19 protein-coding genes and 1 tRNA gene are annotated in these 18,715 nt (G+C 70.2%); 16 read left to right on the plus strand and 4 right to left on the minus strand.

Annotated features, from left to right (window positions below; translation table 11 throughout):
• Positions 1-1,093 (minus strand): HRDC domain-containing protein (locus ABFS34_04045; protein MEN8374597.1); only part of this gene is annotated, 1,093 nt, incomplete at its 3' end.
• A gap of 189 nt (positions 1,094-1,282) precedes the next feature.
• Here ABFS34_04045 and pyk point away from each other — a divergent pair.
• The 15 genes from pyk (at position 1,283) to ABFS34_04120 (ending at position 14,880) form a co-directional block, all read left to right on the plus strand.
• Positions 1,283-2,695, plus strand: coding sequence for a pyruvate kinase (gene pyk, locus ABFS34_04050; protein MEN8374598.1), 1,413 nt, complete (start codon positions 1,283-1,285; stop codon positions 2,693-2,695).
• A complete protein-coding gene (locus tag ABFS34_04055; GenBank protein ID MEN8374599.1) occupies positions 2,692-3,477 on the plus strand; it encodes an MBL fold metallo-hydrolase in 786 nt (261 codons plus the stop codon). Before pyk ends, ABFS34_04055 begins: the two co-directional genes overlap by 4 nt.
• A gap of 3 nt (positions 3,478-3,480) precedes the next feature.
• Complete coding sequence (locus tag ABFS34_04060) at positions 3,481-4,185, plus strand: histidine kinase dimerization/phospho-acceptor domain-containing protein (protein MEN8374600.1); 705 nt, start codon at positions 3,481-3,483, stop codon at positions 4,183-4,185.
• Between the two features lie 114 nt (positions 4,186-4,299).
• A complete protein-coding gene (locus ABFS34_04065) occupies positions 4,300-5,697 on the plus strand; it encodes a sigma-54 dependent transcriptional regulator (protein MEN8374601.1) in 1,398 nt (465 codons plus the stop codon).
• Positions 5,694-5,933 carry a YtxH domain-containing protein gene (locus tag ABFS34_04070; protein MEN8374602.1) on the plus strand — a complete coding sequence of 80 codons (240 nt, stop codon included), beginning with the start codon at positions 5,694-5,696 and terminating at the stop codon, positions 5,931-5,933. Before ABFS34_04065 ends, ABFS34_04070 begins: the two co-directional genes overlap by 4 nt.
• Before the next feature lie 46 nt (positions 5,934-5,979).
• Positions 5,980-6,885 (plus strand): YihY/virulence factor BrkB family protein, encoded by a 906-nt coding sequence (locus ABFS34_04075; protein MEN8374603.1) that lies wholly within the window; start codon positions 5,980-5,982, stop codon positions 6,883-6,885.
• Positions 6,882-7,355 carry an SsrA-binding protein SmpB gene (gene smpB, locus ABFS34_04080; GenBank protein MEN8374604.1) on the plus strand — a complete coding sequence of 158 codons (474 nt, stop codon included), beginning with the start codon at positions 6,882-6,884 and terminating at the stop codon, positions 7,353-7,355. Before ABFS34_04075 ends, smpB begins: the two co-directional genes overlap by 4 nt.
• Positions 7,352-8,497 (plus strand): N-acetylmuramoyl-L-alanine amidase, encoded by a 1,146-nt coding sequence (locus tag ABFS34_04085; GenBank protein ID MEN8374605.1) that lies wholly within the window; start codon positions 7,352-7,354, stop codon positions 8,495-8,497. Before smpB ends, ABFS34_04085 begins: the two co-directional genes overlap by 4 nt.
• Positions 8,494-10,215, plus strand: a complete 1,722-nt coding sequence (locus tag ABFS34_04090; protein MEN8374606.1) for a hypothetical protein — start codon at positions 8,494-8,496, stop codon at positions 10,213-10,215. The genes ABFS34_04085 and ABFS34_04090 overlap by 4 nt, the downstream gene beginning before the upstream one ends.
• Positions 10,212-11,129, plus strand: a complete 918-nt coding sequence (locus ABFS34_04095; protein MEN8374607.1) for a dihydroorotate dehydrogenase — start codon at positions 10,212-10,214, stop codon at positions 11,127-11,129. Before ABFS34_04090 ends, ABFS34_04095 begins: the two co-directional genes overlap by 4 nt.
• Positions 11,130-11,137: 8 nt before the next feature.
• The gene (gene pyrF / locus ABFS34_04100) at positions 11,138-11,839 is read left to right on the plus strand and encodes an orotidine-5'-phosphate decarboxylase (protein ID MEN8374608.1); all 702 of its coding nucleotides are present in this window, start codon (positions 11,138-11,140) and stop codon (positions 11,837-11,839) included.
• Positions 11,836-12,327 carry a hypothetical protein gene (locus tag ABFS34_04105; protein ID MEN8374609.1) on the plus strand — a complete coding sequence of 164 codons (492 nt, stop codon included), beginning with the start codon at positions 11,836-11,838 and terminating at the stop codon, positions 12,325-12,327. The genes pyrF and ABFS34_04105 overlap by 4 nt, the downstream gene beginning before the upstream one ends.
• Positions 12,328-12,342: 15 nt before the next feature.
• Positions 12,343-13,266 carry a mechanosensitive ion channel domain-containing protein gene (locus tag ABFS34_04110; GenBank protein MEN8374610.1) on the plus strand — a complete coding sequence of 308 codons (924 nt, stop codon included), beginning with the start codon at positions 12,343-12,345 and terminating at the stop codon, positions 13,264-13,266.
• A 21-nt stretch (positions 13,267-13,287) separates the two neighbouring features.
• On the plus strand, positions 13,288-14,796 hold the full coding sequence (gene cysS / locus ABFS34_04115) for a cysteine--tRNA ligase (protein ID MEN8374611.1): 1,509 nt from the start codon (positions 13,288-13,290) through the stop codon (positions 14,794-14,796).
• An 11-nt stretch (positions 14,797-14,807) separates the two neighbouring features.
• A tRNA-Thr gene (locus ABFS34_04120) sits at positions 14,808-14,880 on the plus strand.
• A 53-nt stretch (positions 14,881-14,933) separates the two neighbouring features.
• Here ABFS34_04120 and ABFS34_04125 read toward each other — a convergent pair.
• Genes ABFS34_04125 through ABFS34_04135 form a run of 3 tightly spaced genes read right to left on the minus strand, consistent with a single transcriptional unit; the run spans position 14,934 to position 17,417 of the window.
• Complete coding sequence (locus ABFS34_04125; protein MEN8374612.1) at positions 14,934-15,557, minus strand: hypothetical protein; 624 nt, start codon at positions 15,555-15,557, stop codon at positions 14,934-14,936.
• Positions 15,554-16,819, minus strand: a complete 1,266-nt coding sequence (locus tag ABFS34_04130) for a site-specific integrase (protein ID MEN8374613.1) — start codon at positions 16,817-16,819, stop codon at positions 15,554-15,556. Before ABFS34_04130 ends, ABFS34_04125 begins: the two co-directional genes overlap by 4 nt.
• 1 nt (position 16,820) lies before the next feature.
• A complete protein-coding gene (locus ABFS34_04135) occupies positions 16,821-17,417 on the minus strand; it encodes a hypothetical protein (protein MEN8374614.1) in 597 nt (198 codons plus the stop codon).
• A gap of 177 nt (positions 17,418-17,594) precedes the next feature.
• On the opposite strand from ABFS34_04135, the gene ABFS34_04140 reads away from it, so the two are divergent.
• Positions 17,595-18,692: a GspE/PulE family protein gene (locus ABFS34_04140; protein ID MEN8374615.1), complete on the plus strand. Its 1,098-nt coding sequence runs from the start codon at positions 17,595-17,597 to the stop codon at positions 18,690-18,692.
• Positions 18,693-18,715 lie beyond the last annotated feature (23 nt).

Consider the following 18,715-nt stretch of genomic DNA (forward strand, 5'->3'; position numbering starts at 1 on the left):
CGCCTAGCGCGTCCACCTGCCAGCGGCGCACGTCCGGCACCCGCAGCAACTCCTCCCGGTCGAGCGGCGCGGCAGAGGCGATGCGCTCGATGAGCCATTTGGGAAGCAGGAATCCGCGCTCGAGGTCCAAGCGCTCGGCGGCCTCGTCGCGTACGACGCGGATGCGCTCCGCGCGCGCGTCCTCCGAGGCGGTGGGCCGCGCGCGTCGCTTTCCGCGAGGCGGCGGACTGGGCAGGTCGGACGTCGCCTGCCCGCGCCGGACGGCCTCCATCAGCGCGCGGCCCGCCGGAGAACCCGCCAGGCGGGGCGATACGCCCTTTATCGCTCCGAGCGACGACCCATCGCGCGGACCGGCGCGCGCGATCTCCATGAGCGCTTCACGCGACATCACCCTGAACGTGGCGCGGTCCCGCCGCCGGCCCTCTTCTTCGCGCCAGTCGTGCACCTCGCGGAGCACCGCGAGCTGGCGGGGCGTGAAATCCCGCGCCCCTTTCAGCCTGAGGAACGCGGGTACCGCACCGTTCTCCTCGTGGCGCGTGCGCCGGACGAGCTCGAACTCCTCGAGCGCCCACTCGAGCCTGCCGGCCTCCTCGAGGCGCGCGCACAGGCGTCGCCGCAGGTTGGGTAGGTGGCGCGTGTCCTCCGCCGCGTACTCCAGCATCTCCTGGGGCAGGGGGCGGCGCGCCCAGTCGGCGCGCTGATACTTCTTCTCCACGAGTACACCCAGTTGCTCGTCCAGCAGATTGGACAACCCGATCTGGCGGTCGCCCAGGAATTGCGCCGCCACCTTGGTGTCGAAGAGGCGCGCCACGCGCAGCTTGTGGTCGCGATCCAGCAAGCGAAGGTCGTAGTCCGCGTCGTGGAATACGATCTCGGTTTCGGGGTCCGACAGAAGAGAGGAGAGGGGCTGCAGGGAATCGACGGCGAGCGCGTCGATAATGGCGGTATCCTCGTCGGCCGTGAGCTGAACGAGGCACACGCGGTCGAGGTATCGGTGGTAGCCGGCCGCCTCCGTGTCCACGGCAATGACCGGCCGACCGAAGAACTCGTCCACGAGGGCACGAAGCTCCCGGTCGCTATCGATGTAGCGCATACCCTTCATCCTCCCCGGATCCCCCCAGCGCCAGGCGGCCCCGGCCGCCGTCGCCTAATTCTAAGGTCGAGACACCGCCGGGGGAATGGTGGGCTGCCTGCGCCAGCAAAGGGTTGGCGGCGATGGTAGATTGCGGCCTCCAACGGACGGCCATCGGGAACGCCGGTCGGTAGAAAGGGTGGAAGGCCTGTGCTTACCAAGGTTGTCGCGACTATCGGGCCTGCCAGCTCGGGCCCCGCGGGCGTGCTGGAGCTCGTCCGGGCCGGCGTCAACGTGGTTCGCATCAACTGCGCCCACGGCACGCGCGAGGACCACAGCGCGACCGTCGAAAACGCGCGCGCCGCGGCATCGGAGGAGGGGCGTCCGGTGGCCATCCTGGTCGATCTGGCCGGGCCCAAGATCCGCACGGGCGAGTTGCCCGAGCCCAGGCAGCTCGACGCCGGTGAGGAGGTGGCGCTGGCTCCCCAGGCGGCGGCCGAGGGCGACGACATCCCCACCACCTACGCGGAGCTGGCCGGGGACGTCGGGCCCGGCGACCGGATCCTCGTCGACGACGGGGCGATGGAGTTGGAGGTCATCGAGAGCGCGCCTCCGAAGGTCGTCGCCCGCGTGGAGCGCGGCGGCCTGCTGCACTCCAACAAGGGCATCAACCTGCCCGGCATTCGGGTCGCCGCGCCGTCCCTGACCGAGAAGGATCTGGAGGACCTCGAGTGGGCGATCTCCGCCGGCGTGGAGTACATCGGGCTATCCTTCGTGCAGCGCCCGGATGACGTGCGCGACCTGAAGAAGCGCGTGCCGGTGGACGTGATGGTGGTGGCCAAGATCGAGAAGGACATCGCGCTCGAGAACCTCGAGGCGATCCTGGAGGCGACGGACGCGGTGATGGTGGCCCGGGGCGACCTGGGCGTAGAGCTCCCCTTCGAGCAGGTACCGCTGGCGCAGAAGCGCATCGTCCAGTTCGCCAATCTGCACGGGTGCCCCGTGATCACCGCGACCCAGATGCTCGAGTCCATGATCTCGGCGGCCAGGCCTACCCGCGCGGAGGCCAGCGACGTCGCCAACGCGCTGTTCGACGGGACCGACGCCGTGATGCTTTCGGGCGAAACGGCCATCGGCCAGAACCCCCGGCTGGCCGTCGAGGCGATGGTCCGGATCGCCGGCGAGATCGAGCGCTCGCACGCGTTCGCCGAGGGGCCCAAATACGACATCCCGGTGCTGGGGCATCTGCGTACCGGCGCCACCCCCACCGAGCACGCCATAGCCGCCGCGACCGTGGAAGCGGTTCGCCTCCTGGGGGCTCCGGCGGTGGTCACGCTCACGACCTCGGGGGCTACCGCCCGCCTGGTATCCAGCTACCGACCTCCGGTACCCATCCTGGCCGTGTGCGAAAGGGACGCGACGTACCGCCAGTTGGCGCTGGTCTGGGGTGTGGATCCCGTGTGGGTGCAGGACGATCATTCCTACGAAGGCATGATGCGAGTGGCGCGCGCCGAGCTGGTGGACAAGGAGATCGCGAGGCCGGGTGACAGGGTGATCGTCACGGCCGGGATCCCCTTCAACGTGCCGGGGACAACGAACATGATGCGCGTCGAGGTCGTTTGAGGCTGACGTTTCTGGGAACCGGGACATCCTTCGGAATCCCGGTCGTGGGGTGCGACTGCGCTCGCTGCACTTCCGACGACCCGCGCGACCGGCGCACTCGTCACGGTGCGCTGCTGGAGGGCCCCGAGGGCAGCGTGCTGGTCGACACGCCGCCCGAGCTGCGGCTTCAGCTCCTGCGCGCCGGCGTTCACGGCGTCGACGCCGTGTGGTTCACGCACGGCCACGCCGACCACACCCACGGCATCGACGACCTGCGCGCCATGACCGCGCGCCGCGGCGCGCCGCTACCGGCGTTCGCCAACTCGGACGGGGCGGCGATGCTGCGCGAGCGCTTTGGCTACGTGTTCGGCGAGGGGCAGCCGCGCGGGCGCGCCAGGCCGTGGCTGGCCCTCGAATCCATCCCGGAGGGCGAGGACGTGCGCGTGGCGGGTCTGACCATCACCCCGCTCGCGCTTCCGCACGGAGAGATGGAAACCGCCGGCTTCCGGGTCGGTGCGCTGGGCTACCTCCCCGACGCGCAGGACGTGCCGGAGTCCGTCATCGGCGCGCTGGACGGGGTCGAGATCCTGGTCCTGTGCGCGCTCTGGTACGGCCCCCCCCACCCGGCGCACCTCAACGTCGAGCGCGCGGTCGAGGTGGCCGAGCGCGTCGGCGCCCGCGTGACCTACCTCACGCACCTCACCCACCGCGTGGGGCACGCAGCGCTGTGCGAGAGCCTGCCCGACTCGGTGCGGCCGGCCCACGACGGCCTCGTCGTGCCGGTGCCGGACGCGGAGGGTTGAGCGGTGGGCCGGGCGGGGGACGGCGGCGCCGGAGGGAACGCCCACGATCAGGACGTCGCGCTGGCGGACTGGCAGAGGCTGGTCGCGCGCGTGGCCGGCGACATCGGACACGAGCTGAAGAATCCGGTCCACGCCACGGTGATCAATCTGGAATTGGTGCGCCGCCGCATCGCCGACGGACTGGCCGACCAGGCCCTCGAGCGCCTCGACGTGGTCGCCGAACAGGTCCGGCGCGTGCACGGCGTGGTGGAGGGCCTGCTGCAGCTGCTCGGCGACGGGGTGCGGTACGACGAGGCCATCGAGCTCGATCGGGTGGTGGAATCGGTGCTGCCGCTGCTGGCCGCCCAGGCCGGCGCGGCCGGCGTGGGTTTTCGCTGGACGCCGGCAGGGCCGGGCACGGTCGTGCAGGTCTCCGCCGACCCCCTGCGCCACGCCCTGGTCGGCCTCGTCGCCAGCGCGGTGGACTCCCTTGGCGGATCCAGCGGCGGCGGCATCCACGTGCGCGCCGTCGGCCCACCGATTGGGGTCGAAGTGTCGGCTACGGCCGCCGCGCGGTCGTCGCCCGGTACGGCGACGCCCGATGTGGCTCTGCACGAACTCGTGCGCCGGGTCGCCGCGCGCGGCGGCATGGAGATCGGGGCGGTGCCCGACCAGAGCCCCGTAAGTTGGTCATCCACAGTATTTTTGGCCGCCCACAGCGGCGCTTGACCCCCGCTTTCGCGGCGGGCTACCTTTGGCCTCGCCGATATCGACAGCCTCGTCTCTCGGGCCGGCACGCGTGCACGACAGTCGGCGCGTAGGTCCACCCAACACGAATCCCGGATGGCGCAACCAAAGCTTCTCATCGCCGACGACGAGCGCCCCGTCGCGGAGGGCTTGAAGATCCTCCTCGCCGAGGAGGGCTACGACACCGACATGGCCACCAACGGCGAGGAGGCCTGGGAGAAGATCCGGTCGGGAGACTTCGGCCTGGTCCTGGCCGACCTGAACATGCCGAAGCTGAACGGCCTGGAGCTGTTCGCGCGCATGCGCGAGCAGGCGCTCTCCAGCGAGATCATCATCATCACCGGGAAAGGGACCGTGGCGTCGGCCGTCGAGGCCATGCGCGAGGGCGCCTACGACTATCTCACCAAGCCGCTCGACCTGGAGCGTCTGAAGGCGCTCATCCCCAAGGCCTTGGAGACCTACGAGGTAAAGAACGCGAACCGCGCGCTGCGCAAGCAGCTCGAGGGGCTCAGTCGCTTCGGGGACATGATCGGCCAGTCGGAGGAGATGCTGGAGGTCTTTGCGACCATCGAGGCGGTCGCCCCGTCTCTGGCGAGCGTCCTGATCATGGGCGAAAGCGGCACCGGCAAGGAGCTCGTCGCGCGCGCGATCCACCAGAAATCGTCGCGCAAGAAGGCCGCCTTCGTCGCCTTGAACTGCGGAGCGTTCCCCCGCGAGATACTGGAGAACGAGCTGTTCGGGCACGAAAAGGGGGCCTTCACGGGAGCCGTGGGCGAAAAGGCGGGTGCGTTCGAGTTGGCCGATGGGGGCACGCTCTTCCTGGACGAGGTCGCCGAGATGGAGCCCGACGTCCAGGTCAAGTTCCTGCGCGCGCTGGAGCAGCAATGCTTCCGGCGCCTCGGTGGCAAGAAAGAGGTCACCGTGGACATCCGCGTCATCGCCGCGACCAACCGGGACGTCGAGGATGCGTTGGAGTCGGGGGAGTTGCGCGAAGACCTGTACCACCGGCTCGCCGTGATCCCTCTGTTTCTGCCTCCTCTGCGCGACCGCGGCAACGACGTCATGCTGTTGGCCGAGGAATTCCTGCGCGGCTTCGCCGAGGCCCACGGCAAGAACAGGGTCCGGGGCTTCGAGTCGAACGCCCTCGAGTACCTGTCGACGTACTCGTGGCCGGGCAACGTGCGTGAGCTCAGGAACGCGGTGGAGCGCGCCGTCATCCTGGCGCGCGCAGAGATGATCTCGGCCGCCGACCTGCACCCGCATCATCGCGCCCTGAACGAGCGCGAGCTGCGCGTGGCGGTGGGGACGAGCGAGGACGAGGCGGTCCGCCTGCTGACGATCAAGACCTTCGCGCTGTGCTGCGGCGACGCGAAGAAGACAGCCACCATCCTCGGCATCGATGAGTCCGAGGTAAGAGCCCGGCTCGCCGACTCCATCGGCGCCGAGGCCGGAGGACCCAAACGCAAAAAGAAGAAAGTCGGGGCCAAGACATGACGTCTTTCTTGAAGGGCCTGGTGGCCGGCGCCACGGTAGCGCTGCTGTACGCCCCTTACCGCGGGGAAGAGGCGCGTGGCAGGCTACGCGCCGAGGTCGAGGCGCTGCTGGAGCGGCTGAGCGCACGCGCGCGGGAGGCGCAGGAAGCGCTCATGGATCAGTTCGAGGAGGCTCGCGAGCGGGTCGCGGGCGCGCCGGCGTCGAGCAACGGCTCGGACGGTCGTCCAGGCGACTGAGGGGAGGCGGGGAAAGGCGCGACCGCCCGGGCAGGGGGAGGAGGGCATGGGGCCGAGCGACAGGGGGCTGGCGGCGGCGTGGCGGGCGATCTGGGACTTCGCGCGCCGACTGTACCGCAAGGCCGGGGAAGACAACATCTTCTTCCTCGCCGGTGCCATCGCGTTCAACCTTCTCGTGGCGTTCGTGCCGCTCGTGCTCGCGGTCCTCGGCATGGCGGGCACCGTGCTGCGCGCGCGCGGCGTGGACTCGGCCGCGCTCGTCCTCGACTACGTCCGCCGCACGCTGCCCGCCCTCGGCGAGCAACTGGAGGCGCAGGGCCAGTTGCTCGACGTGCTCGGGGCGATAGTCGACAACAGCGCCGGATTCCTGGGGCTCGGCACCCTGGTGCTCGCGTGGGTCGCCACCAGGCTGGTCGGCACCCTGCGCACGGTGCTGCGCGAGATCTTCGATATCCACTACGACCGGGGCATCGTCCGCGGCAAGCTGTTCGACCTGAAGATGGTGCTCACCGCGGGCACGCTGTTCACCGTCAGCGTGCTCGGCTCCCTCGCCCTCCAGATCGTCGCGAAGAACGGCTTCCACGCGCTGGGGCTGGAGCCGGGGTTCCCGGCCGGAACGCAGGTCTTTCTGGGCCAGGCCGCGGCCTTTACGGTCCTGTGGACGGTCTTCCTGCTCACGTATCATTTCCTGCCCGCGCGCCGCCCCCAGTGGCGCACCTCGCTCATCGCGGCGACGTTCGCGGCGATCGCGTTCCAGGCGCTGCGCAGCGCGTTCGGGTGGTACGCGACCAACGTGGCGTCGTACGCCTCCGCGTACGGGTCGGTGGCCTTCCTGTTCGTGCTCATCCTGTGGATCTACTACAGCTCCGTGGTGTTCGTGCTCGGCGGAGAGGTGGCTCAGGTGGCGATGCAGCGGCGCACGCGGCGCCGGCAGAAGGAACGACTGGGATGAGCAAGTCCGGCGGGGCCGACGGAAAGAAGGTTGTCGCGCGAAACAAACGCGCGTTGCGCGACTATCACATCCTGGACCGGTTCGAGGCGGGTTTGGTCCTGACCGGTCCGGAGGTGAAATCCCTGCGCGCGGGCAAGGTGAGCATAGCGGAGTCGTTCGCGCGCGTGGATCGGGGCGAGGTCTGGCTACACGGGGCGCACGTGACCCCGTACGATCCCGCCGGACCGTGGAACGCGGACCCTACACGTCCGCGCAAACTGCTTCTGCAGAAGCGAGAGATCCGGCGCCTGTTAGGCGCCACGCAGGAGAAAGGGTTGACCCTGGTACCGTTGGACCTGTACTTCCGCCGCGGGCTGGCCAAGCTGACGCTCGCGCTCGCGCGCGGGAAGAAGCTGCACGACCGGCGCGAGGATTTGAAGCAGCGGGCGGCGGATCGGGAGATGGAACGGGCAATGCGGAGGGGGCGATGAGGGGGAGGGGATGGGTGGTGGTGGGCGCTCTGGCGTTCGCCTCGATGGGAGCGGTGTCACCGGCGAAGGCCCAGACCGGGGCGCTCGTCATGACCCGCGGGGCGCGGACCATCAGCGCCGCGCTGGCGCGACACCGCGGGTGGGCCGCGTACGACCTGCGTGTCCTGGAAGGAGTGGGCGGGAGCGTCACGCGCCAGGACGATGGGGCGACGCTGGTGCTGTTCGGCGACACGCTGAGGTTCCAGGACACATCCACGTACTTCGAGACGCCGCGCGGGGTGGTCCAGCTCGCCTATCCCGCGTACGCGCGGGACGAGGCTTTCTTCCTGCCGCGGTCGTTCTTCGTGGACTGGCTGCCGGCGCGCTACGGGCGCTGGCTGGGCGCCGGTCCCAACGGAAAACTGGTCGTGCGTTCGGTCGCCGCGGAGCCGTCGGGACGTCGCATCGTGGTCCTGGACCCGGGACACGGCGGCGTCGACGCCGGCAAGGTGTCCGCGTCCGGGGTGCGGGAGAAGGACGTCGCGTTGGCGGTCGCGCGCCAGCTGCGCAGGGTGCTCCGGTCGCGCGGGTACACGGTGTACATGACCCGCGAGGCGGACACGCTCGTCGCGCTGGCGGACAGGCCGCGCCTGGCCAACGCCTGGAAGGGCGAAGAGCCGGCGGCGATGTTCGTTTCGATCCACGCCAATTCGCACCGGCAGTCCGCGGCTCGGGGCTTCGAGACGTTCTTTCTTTCGGAGGCCCGTACCGAGGACGAACGACGGGTCGCCGAGGTGGAGAACTCGGCCGCCCAGTTCGAGGCCGAGGGCTCGGCGGAGGTCGACCCGATCGCCCAGATCGCCGCCAGCCTGAGGAACGATTTCTATCAGCGCGCCAGCAACGATCTGGCGGCGGTGATCCAGCGGAACCTGGCGGGGGTGCACCCGGGGCCGAATCGCGGCGTCAAGCAGGCCAGCTTCCGCGTCCTGGTCGGCGCGCTGATGCCCGCCGTGCTGGTGGAGACGGCGTTCCTGTCCAACCCGCGGGAGGCGCGCCTCCTGGGCGAGGGCGGGTTTCGGACAGACGTGGCGGAGGCGGTGGCGGAGGCGATCGATGCCTACTTCAAGGGGCACGAACACCTGTGGGTCGCGCAATCGGAATGACCACCGCGGTAGCGCTCCGCCGCTTGGTGCGGCGGGGTCGCGTGCTCGGTATGGCGGCGCTGCTGGGCGGCTGCGCGTACTTCAACGCGCTCTACAACGCCCGGCAGGAGTTCGACGATGCCGAGCGTTACCGCGCGCAGGGTGAGCACGCGCGCGCGGACCAGACATATCTGCGTAGCGCGGAGAAAGCCGCCAAGAGCTTCGAGCAGGATCCCGCCGGGCGCTGGGCCGACGACGCCCTGTACCTCCTCGCGCGCGCTCACTTCGAGCGGCGCGCCTACCCCGAGGCACGCGCCGCGCTGCGGCGACTCCTCACGGTGTCGGAGGACGGCGCCATGCGCGCGGGGGCGTCCATGTACCTCGGCGCCGCCGAGTTGCGGCTGGAGGACCTGGAGGCGGCCAGGGAACACCTGGACGCCGCGCTCGCGTCGGAGGACGCCAGCCGCGACACGCGCGCCTTCGCGCTCCTGTGGCGCGGCCGGGCGAAGGTAGCAGCGGGGAACCTGGACGGCGGCTGGTCGGACGTGGCCGAGGCCGCTGGCGAGGGCGGTCGGGCCGAGCGAGACGCCCGGCTCGAGGCGGTCCGCATGGCGACCCTTTCCGGCGACGTCGCCCGCGCCGGCGAGGCGACCGGCGCGCTGGTCGAGCGCGGCTTCGCGGACGAGTCGGCGGACACGCTTTTCGCGCTCGCCGACTCCGCAGCGGCGCTGTGGGGCCCCGAGGTGGCGGCCGCCCTGCTCGAGCCGCTGGAGGCCAGCTCCTGGCCCGACGACCGCCGCTCAGCCCTGGCGCTGACCCGCGCCCGGCTGGCGGCCGGGGCGGGCGATACCGTGGCCGCCATCGAGCACGCCCGGCGGTCGGCCTCGCTGGGCGCCGGGACCGCCGCGAACCAGGCCCGGCTGAGCGCCGCGCGCTGGATGCTGGCGACCACGTCGCGCGTGGATGATCTGCGCGAGATCCGCGCGATCCTGCTGCCCGCGCTCGCGTTCAACTCAGCCCGCGTCCTCGTTCAGGAAGTCGAGATGCTCGGCGTGCTCATCGAAACGGGGCTGAACAACCGGCAGCCGCTGGCGCTGTTCACCGCCGGCGAGATCGCGCGGGACGAGCTGGCAGCCCCCGGCGTGGCGCGCTCCATATTCCTCGCGCAGCTCGAGCGCCACCCGCGCGACCCGTGGTCCATGAAGGCCGCCCTCGCGGCGTCCCAGTTGGACCCGGCCGAGCCCGAGCGCGCGCGCATCGACGCCGCCCTGGACGGCGCCGCCGGCGACCCGTACGTGGCCGCCGCGCGCGGCCAGGAGTCGGAGCGATACGGGCAACTCGAGACCCAGCTCGGGCGCATGGTGACCGGATTCCGTCAGTGGGGCAGGGAGGAGGCGGAGCGCCGCGACGGGCTCGTGCTGCAGACCGTGCTCATGATGGACAGCATCCGCGGCGCGGTGGAGCTCGACAGCCTCACCAGCGTGTGCGGCTTGCTGCTGGACAGCCTCAGCGTCGAGGCGGGCCTGCTCGCCGACAGCACGCTCGCGGCGTGCATCCGCCGCGACACGTTGCGCGTCGACTCCATCCTGCGCGGCGACGTGGACCTCACGCCCGACTCCGCCGAGGCCGATACGTCGTTCTTCCCGCCGCCGCCCGACAGCATCGACGAGGACACGGGCGGAAGCGGAACGGGACAGTCCGCCGCGCTGCGATTGGGAGGGTTCCGGCCCGCTCCATGACGGCTCTGTCCCAGGAGCTCTTCGGCGCCACCTTCCAGAACCCCGTTCTGCTGGCGAGCGGTACGTGCGGCTACGGCCGCGAGGTGGCCGATCTGCTGGACCTGGACGCGCTCGGCGGGTTCGTGCTCAAGGGCACGACGCCGCACGCGCGAGAGGGGAATCCCGCGCCGCGCGTCGCCGAGTTCGCGGACGGAATGCTCAACTCGGTGGGGCTGGCCAACGTCGGAGCCGAGCGCTGCCGCGACGAGAAGCTGCCCTGGGTGGCCGCCAACGTCAGGCGCGCCCAGGTCTTCGTGAACGTCGCGGGCCTGGCCGTCGATGATTTCCCCCAGGTGGTGGAGACGCTCGATCCGGCCCCGGGCTTCCTGGGCTTCGAGCTGAACGTGTCGTGCCCCAACGTGCGCCACGGCGGTGGCCTGATCGGCGCCAACGCGCGCTCGCTGGCTGAGGTCGTGGGTTCCTGCCGCTCTCGTACCCGGCGACCGCTGATCGTGAAGATGCCGCCCAACGTTGCGGACCTGGGCGAGCTGGTCGCGGTGGCCGAGGCCGAGGGCGCGGACGGGCTCACCCTGGTCAACACGATGCCCGGTCTGCTGTACGACCTGGAGACCCGGAGACCGGTGCTGGGTGCGGGGAGTGGAGGGGTCAGCGGTGCGGCCATTCTTCCCGTCGGCGTGCACGCCGTCCGTACCGCGCGTTCCCGCGTGGACATCCCGCTGATCGGAGCGGGCGGCATCCGGACGGCCCGGGACGCGCTCCAGTACGTGCTGGCGGGGGCCTCCCTGGTGCAGCTCGGCACCGCCAGTTTCGCGGACCCCCGCTCTGCGGCTCGGGTATTGTCCGGCCTCGAAACGCACGTTCGGACGGCGGGCGTGACGTTCAGCGAATTGGTCGGCACGGGCTTGAACGGCTGAGGCGCCGCATGGCCAAAATCATCGTCGCTCTGGACCACGCGCGGGGACGCGCGGCGCTCGACCTGGTCGACGCGCTCGGCGCCGCCGTGTCCTGGTACAAGGTGGGCGCGCGCCTGTTTACCGGCGAAGGCCCCCCGCTCGTGCGCGAGCTCGACGCGCGCGGCAAGAGCGTGTTCCTGGACCTCAAGTACCTGGACATTCCCAACACGGTGCAGGGCGCGGTGGGCGCCGCCGCGGACCTCGGAGTCGCCCTGACCACCGTCCACGCGAGCGGAGGGGTCGACATGATGCGCGCGGCCGCCAGCGCGGCCGACGGGTCGGCCACCGAGGTGGTGGCGGTGACCCTGCTCACCTCGCTGACCGGGAGCGCGGCCGCCGAGGCGTGGGGCCGCGAGGCGGCCGAGCCCGGCGACGAAGTGTCCAGGCTGGCCGGCCACGCCGCGGCCGCCGGGATGGCCGGCGTGGTGTGCGGGGCCTCCGAGGCGGCGCGCGTCCGCGCCGAGCGCGGCCCGGCGTTCAGGATCGTGACGCCGGGTATTCGCCCAGCCGGGGCGGCGGCGCAGGACCAGCGCCGCGTGGCGACGCCGGACGAGGCGGTCCGGGCGGGGGCCGACTACCTGGTGGTCGGGCGCGCCGTCACCGCCGCCGCGGACCCCGTGGCGGCGGCCCTCGCGATCGCAGATTCGCTGGCGGTAGGGGTCGCAACGTGATGCGACGCGCGGGTCTCGCGGCGATCGTCGCGCTGCTGGGCGTTGCGTCCGTCCCGTGGGCCGGAGCGCTGCCCGGCGGCGGCGCCGGTACGCTGGCGGCGCAGGCCGGCGGCGGCGCCGACGAGGCGTCTCTCCGGTCTGCCGTGGCTTCCATCGCGCGCAGTTGGCAGCGCGGGGACGCGGGCGGAGTGGTCGCCCAGGTGGCCGAGGAGGGCGTGCGCCTGCAACTGCCCGGGGGCGGCTCGTCGCCCCTGTCGCAGCGGCGCGCCGCCGCGGTGCTGCGGCGTCTCCTGGGAGACGGCGACGGGGCCAGCGCGTCGGCGGGCATGGTGGGCGTGGTGGAGGGCTCTCCGCCGCGGGGCTTCGGCGAGCTGGTGTGGGAGAGCCGCGCGGACGGCACCCCCGGACCGCAGCGCCGGGTCGTCTACCTCGGCTTCACGATGGAGGACGGTCGCTGGCGCCTGACCGAGATCAGACTGCTGGGGTGAGGGGGGGGCGCTAGGGTGCTCGACGCCATTCGGTCCATCCAGTGGAGCGAGTTGGTCGACTGGAACGCGGCCGCAGCCGACGCGGTCCGCGTGGCGGTCATCCTGCTGGGCGCGTTCGTCTTCTTCCGGCTCATCAAGCTCGCCACGCGACGGCTCGAGCGCGATATCGATGAAGCCGACCCCGTACTCAAGCGGCGCATCGAGCAGCGCAAGCGCACCGTCGCGAGCCTCCTGAACAGCGTGTCCGCGGTGGTGATCGCCGCTCTGGCGTTGCTGATGGTGCTGGGAATCTTCATCGAGATCGGACCCCTGCTGGCGACCGCTGGCGTGGCCGGCCTGGCGTTCTCGTTCGGCGCGCAGTCGGTGGTGAAGGACGTGATCACCGGGGTCTTCTTGATGATCGAGGAGCAGTTCGCCGTTGGAGACTACGTGCGCATCGGCGCTGCGACCGGGCTGGTCGAGAAGATCACGCTGCGCACGACCGTGCTGCGCGACATTGATGGCACGGTGCACGTGATTCCCAACGGGGAGATCACGCTGCTCTCCAACCTCACCAAGGGTTGGTCGATGGCCGTGCTGGACATCGGCGTCGCCTACAAGGAAGATGTCGACCTGGTCATCGAGGTACTCGAGGACGAGTGCACCGGTTTGTGGCGCGACGCTGAGTGGTCGGCGATCATCCTGGAAGAGCCGGAGGTGCTGGGAGTGCAGGACCTGGGCGACTCGGCGGTGGTCGTGCGGGTGTCGTTCAAGACGCTCCCGCTCAGGCAGTGGGACGTGGCGCGGGAGTTCAGGCGCCGTATCAAGCGCCGCTTCGACGACGAGGGCATAGAGATCCCGTTCCCGCACCGCACGATCTACATGGGCGCCGGGGTGGACGGGGCCGGCGGGGATGCCACGGCGGGCACAGCCTCCGTGGCGAGCAAGTCCGCCCCCTGACCTACACCGACTGAGAGGCCGATGGCGATCCGCTTCTACAACACGCTGCAGCGCGCGCAGGAGCCCTTCGAGCCGCTGCGGCCGGGTCGGGTGGGCATCTACGCGTGCGGCCCCACGGTTTATCAGCTCCCGCACATCGGCAACTACCGCACCTTCCTCTTCAACGACCTGCTGCATCGGTGGCTCGAGTGGAAGGGGTTCGAGGTGCGCATGGTCATGAACGTCACCGACGTGGACGACCGCATCATCGATCTCGCGGCCGAGCGCGGCGTCAGCATCGGCGAGTACACCGCCCCCCACGCCGATGGGTTCTTCGCCGAGCTCGACACGCTGGGGGCGCGGGACGCCGACGCCTATCCGCGCGCGACCGACCACATCCCGGACATGGTCGCGCTGGTGGAGAAGCTCGTAGAGCGGGGGCACGCCTACGTAGCGGACGGGTCCGTCTACTACGACATCGGTTCGTTCGAGGGCTACGGCAAGCTCTCGCGCATTCCGCTGGACGACGTGCGGGTCGGAGAGCGGGTGGCGTCAGATAGCTACGAAAAGCAGGACGCGCGTGACTTCGCGCTGTGGAAGGCGGCCAAGGACTCAGACCGCGCGGTGGGCGCCGCGTGGCCCTCACCGTGGGGCGAGGGGCGGCCCGGATGGCACCTGGAGTGCTCCGCGATGAGCATGGCCGAGCTGGGCACTACGCTGGACATCCACACCGGCGGCGAGGACTTGGTCTTCCCGCACCACGAAGACGAGATAGCGCAGTCGGAAGGCGCCACCGGCCAGCCCTTCGTGCGCACCTGGATGCACGCCAAGCACCTCCTGCTGGACACCGAGAAGATGTCCAAGTCGGTGGGCAACGTGGTGGGGCTGGCCGACGTTCTGGAAGCGGGCTTCCACCCCGCCGCCATCCGCTATCTTCTGCTGAGCGCGCACTACAGGAACGAGCTGAGCTTCAGCTACGACGGGCTCAGCGACGCGTCGGCCGCGCTGCGCCGGGCGCTGGACTTCCGCGACCGGCTGCGGGGCTTAGCCGGGGACGCGTCTGGCGACGAGATCGCGGCTCCGCTGGCGCCGACGACGGACGAGGAGCGGACCGGTTTCCTTAGCCTGGGCGACGCCGACGCGGAGGACTTGGCGGGCGCGGCGGCCGCGTTCATCCGCGACTTCGAGGCGGCGCTCGAGGACGACCTGAACACGCCCGCGGCGCTGGGCGCGCTGTTCACTTTCGTGCGCCGGGCGAACGCCGAGCTCGACAGGGGTCGCCAAGAGGGAGCCGCCGCCGGCCTGGCGGCGCTGGCCGCGTTCGACCAGGTGTTCGGCGTGTTCGAGCTCGCCGACCGCGGGGCGGGCGTGGACCCCGACGTCGCGGCCTGGGCCGACGAGCGCCTGGAGGCGCGCCAACGCGCCCGCGCCCAGCGCGACTGGGCCGCCGCCGACGCCATCCGTGAGGAACTGGCGGCGGCCGGTCTGGTGGTCGAGGACACGCCGCAGGGCCCGCGCTGGAAGCCGACCGGCGCGGTGCCGGCGGGGTAGCAGAAGAACGCGCTGACGTAGCTCAGTTGGTAGAGCAGCCGCCTTGTAAGCGGCAGGTCGCCGGTTCGAGTCCGGCCGTCAGCTTGGGGGCAAGAAGAGGCCCCGCAACGCTTTAGGCGATTGCGGGGCTTTTGCTGTCAGCGCAGCAGAGTCGAAGCGGTGTCAAAAACGGTGACAAACAGGCCCGGGAAAGTGACGAGTAGCAGCCCAACAAGGACCCACCAGAAGCCGACCCATTCGACGTTGAGGTCGCCGACTGCGAGCCGAGAGATCTTCGCTTGAACCTCCGCCACCTCGGCCTTTCGGGCGTTCTCTTCGTAGGCGATCCTCCGGCCCGTGGCCTCCAGTTCCTTTTGGTGCCGCTCCAGGTTGGCAAAGGCCCCGGTGACGTTCTTGCTTATCGCCGCGACCTGTTCCTCGATGGGCGCCTGCGGGTCCATCGGGTGGATGATGGACACCGTGGCTCGCTGCACGACTTCGGCGTGAGAGGTTGCGGCATTGCTGACCCGTGTCTTCTTCCCGAAGCGGTAACGGACGCGAAGGACCAGGCTGAGAGCCCATTTTCTTAGACGTCGCCAGACGGAGGTCTCCGGGGCGATGGCCTCGCGCTTGCCGCGGAGTCCCAAACCGACCAGGCCGACGCCCAGGATCTCAAGGACCCCGCCAACCATCTGCGCCTTTAGGATCAGATCGGCGCCCAAAACAAGGCCAATAACCAGAGCGAACCCGAATCCCCCCAAGAACGCGAGCCCGGGCTTCACGCGGCCACCAGCCGCAACGCCGACAGCCGCTTCCCCAGCTCTTCCTGCCACTGCTCGACGCGGTACTCCACGACCTCGGAGCGGTGCCGCATCTGGCCGAGGTGGCCGTAGACCTTGTCGACGAGCGCACGGCCGCCGTGGCCCATCTCGCGGGTGACGGTGAAGGGGGAGACCGGAGCGCCGCGGTCGAGCGTCTGGAGCCGGGCCGTACAGTAGGTGTGCCTAAGCATCTTCGAGCGGATCTCCCCGGGGGCCCAGCCGGCCCGACCCGCGATCGTGTCGAGTGCCTTCCGGAGCTCCTGGACCATTCCTCCCTTCCGGCCAGGGAAGAGCAGCGCGCCAGGCCCGACCTCTCTCGCCTCGACGTAGGGCAACAGGATCTCGCGGAGCTGTGGCCAGAGCGGGACCGGTCGGTGCGAGGTCTTGGTTTTTAGGCGGCGATGGTCGTTCGGTCGGAACGTCACGGTTCCGCGCTCGAAGCTCACGTCGCCGGCCGTGAGGCCAAGCACCTCCGACATCCGGCCGCCAGTGAGCAGGAAGGTGGCGATCAGCTCATGGTGGAAGCCGAAGGCCGAGGCATCCGGAGCGGGCTGGTAGGTGCGGGCGCTCTCCAGGAGAAGAGCGCCCTCGTGCACCTCGAGCCATTGGGCTTCGGTCGTCGTGACGCCGCTCGGCTTCTCGACCATCGCGCCCACCGGGTTGTAGCCCGGCTGGACTTTCGTCGTCTCGTGCTCGGACGCCGCGCGGCGGAACAGGTTGCTCAGGCTGTTCAGGTACTTCCGCTGCGAAGTCGGCGACAGCGGCCTCCCCGAGCGCGTCTGCAGCTCTGCGAGCCGCTTAGCCCACGCCTGGACGTCCTTCACGCCGATCTCGGCCAGCGCCCGGTCGGCCCCGAAGAACTCGACCGCAGCGCGCAGGTGCCGCTCCGCGGACTCCAGCCACTTCGTCGTGAACTTCCCGGACTCCACCTTCTTCTGGAGATGGTAGGACGCGTACGAAGCGAGCAGGGCGCCCGGATGCTCGTCGGGTTCGGGGTCGGGCCGCAGACCGCGGTCCACCCGCTCCGCCTTCGCCTTGAGCTCCGCCAGGCGGGCAGCGGCGAGGATGGCCGCGTTGTCGGGGTCCGCGGTGGCCCGGGTCAGCCCGGGGGCCTTGAGAGCCTCCCGTCCGCCTCCCACGTGAGCGTAGTCGCGGAAGTCGGCGTAATAGCGCGTCTCGCCGCCGCGGTCGCGGGTGTAGACCCGCTCCTTCTTCCTGGCCATGCTAGGACTCCTGCGGCATCCTGCCGCCCGATTCGAGGATGAGTTCGAAGATAGCATGCTGGTCGCTGCTGGCTTCGATCGGCTGCACCGGTGAGGCGTGGACGCCGCGCAGCACGTAGAGGCGGGTCTGCCACTGGCTCCGGCGTAGCCCCCACGACTGCCGGGTCCGGATGATTCTTATCGCGCCCCCGCGGGCCGCGCCCCGCCAAAGCGCGTCAAGCGGCAGCCGTCCGTGAAAGTCCAGGCCGTCGTAGTGGGCGCGCAGGGCTTCGTAGTCCTCAAGCGTCAGCGGGAAGCAGGCTCCCGACACCCCCTCCGGCCTGTCGTCATAGTCTCGAACGGCCAGAAGGACATCGCCCGTCCGAACGTTGACCGTGCTCAGCTCGAGGGGCGCGGTGGCCACGTAGTAGGTTCGCTCGCCGGCCCTTTCAACCAGACGCATCGCTGCGCGCGCGATCGGGCAGGTGGCCCGCCGCACCGCCCGGAAGACCTTCTCGACAGTCTGCTGACTGACCCAGTCCTTCCGTTCAGGGTTGTCCGCGGAGAAGAAGCACCAACCGCCGCCACCGCGAACGAGACGGCCACGGAGGTCTTTCATGTCCACGTCCCACACGGTCATGCGTCCGCGACTGTCGGGGAGGTCTCTGCGGTGGGCCCCGCTCAACGGGCCCCCCTGCGTCTGTTCGAACAACGGCGCGGTCGCCGACAGGCTTAGGCGTCGGAACTCAGCCCCCCACGTTGCGCAGGACACCTCGGTACCGCCCCCGGACCGGAAATGCTCTTCTATGATGTCACCGCGTTTGAGTCCGAGAGGGGGGAAGGGAATCTCCGCGTCGACGGCGTGTTGCTCGACGCCCCATCTCCACCGGCGGGAATGGCGGCGGCCATCGTAAGCCGCCTGAGAATCATGGCGGAACTGGACATCGCGGAACGGAGGCTCCCGCAGGACGGACGGATTCGGCTAGCGGTGTCGGGTCGGCAACTCGATGTGCGCGTCAGCACCCTGCCGTCTCTGCACGGCGAGAGCGTCGTTCTCCGGTTGCTCGGCTCCGCCACGGCGCGTCTGGGCATCGACGAGTTGGGCATGCCCGCTGACATCCGGGACCAGTTCCTGTCCGCGGCCTCCAGATCTCACGGGATCGTCCTTGTCACCGGCCCCACGGGCTCGGGAAAGACCACGACCCTCTACGCCGCGCTCGATCACATCCGCTCGGGAACGGAGAAGATTCTTACGGTCGAGGACCCGGTGGAGTACGAGCTGCCCGGCGCCGTGCAGGTCTCCATAAAGCCGCGCATCGGCCTCACCTTCGCGTCCGCGCTGCGCGCCCTGCTACGCCAGGACCCCGACGTAATGCTGGTGGGAGAGATTCGGGACCTGGAGACCGCCGAGATCGCCATCCATGCCGCGCTGACGGGCCACCTGGTGCTGTCCACGCTTCATACGAACGACGCGGCCGGCGCGCTCACTCGGCTGGTCGATCTCGGTGTGGAGCCGTACCTGGTCGCGAGCACCGTGCAAGCAGTGCTGGCGCAGCGCCTGGTCCGACTCACCTGCGCCGAGTGCGGACGCTGGACAGCTCCGAGCGAGTCAGAAGTGAGCTGGGCCGAGGCAAACGGGACGCGCCTAGAACGAGTCAAGCGCGGAGCCGGCTGCACCGAGTGCCGGGGCACGGGATACCGCGGTCGCACTGGCGCATACGCGCTGCTCTCAATGTCCGATCACGCGCGCACGCAGTTCGGTCACGGTGCGCCCGCAATGGCCATCCGTGATCAAGCCGTCAGAGCGGGGATGAGGCTGCTGAAGGACGCGGCGGTCGAGTTCGTCAGAAAGGGCCTCACCACCCCTCACGAAATCGCGCGCGTGACGGGATAAAACGCGCAGAATCCGCCCTTGCG

It is taken from the genome of Gemmatimonadota bacterium (genome assembly GCA_039715185.1).
Classification (GTDB): domain Bacteria; phylum Gemmatimonadota; class Gemmatimonadetes; order Longimicrobiales; family RSA9; genus DATHRK01.

Excerpts from the sequence above, each read along its gene's own strand:
- ABFS34_04095 (MEN8374607.1), top strand. The coding sequence starts at position 10,212 with ATGACGGCTCTGTCCCAGGAGCTCTTCGGCGCCACCTTCCAGAACCCC.
- smpB (MEN8374604.1), top strand. The coding sequence starts at position 6,882 with ATGAGCAAGTCCGGCGGGGCCGACGGAAAGAAGGTTGTCGCGCGAAAC.
- ABFS34_04090 (MEN8374606.1), top strand. The coding sequence starts at position 8,494 with ATGACCACCGCGGTAGCGCTCCGCCGCTTGGTGCGGCGGGGTCGCGTG.
- ABFS34_04075 (MEN8374603.1), top strand. The coding sequence starts at position 5,980 with ATGGGGCCGAGCGACAGGGGGCTGGCGGCGGCGTGGCGGGCGATCTGG.
- cysS (MEN8374611.1), top strand. The coding sequence starts at position 13,288 with ATGGCGATCCGCTTCTACAACACGCTGCAGCGCGCGCAGGAGCCCTTC.
- ABFS34_04140 (MEN8374615.1), top strand. The coding sequence starts at position 17,595 with ATGCTCTTCTATGATGTCACCGCGTTTGAGTCCGAGAGGGGGGAAGGG.
- ABFS34_04135 (MEN8374614.1), bottom strand. The coding sequence starts at position 17,417 with ATGAAAGACCTCCGTGGCCGTCTCGTTCGCGGTGGCGGCGGTTGGTGC.
- pyrF (MEN8374608.1), top strand. The coding sequence starts at position 11,138 with ATGGCCAAAATCATCGTCGCTCTGGACCACGCGCGGGGACGCGCGGCG.
- ABFS34_04065 (MEN8374601.1), top strand. The coding sequence starts at position 4,300 with ATGGCGCAACCAAAGCTTCTCATCGCCGACGACGAGCGCCCCGTCGCG.
- ABFS34_04130 (MEN8374613.1), bottom strand. The coding sequence starts at position 16,819 with ATGGCCAGGAAGAAGGAGCGGGTCTACACCCGCGACCGCGGCGGCGAG.
- ABFS34_04070 (MEN8374602.1), top strand. The coding sequence starts at position 5,694 with ATGACGTCTTTCTTGAAGGGCCTGGTGGCCGGCGCCACGGTAGCGCTG.
- ABFS34_04085 (MEN8374605.1), top strand. The coding sequence starts at position 7,352 with ATGAGGGGGAGGGGATGGGTGGTGGTGGGCGCTCTGGCGTTCGCCTCG.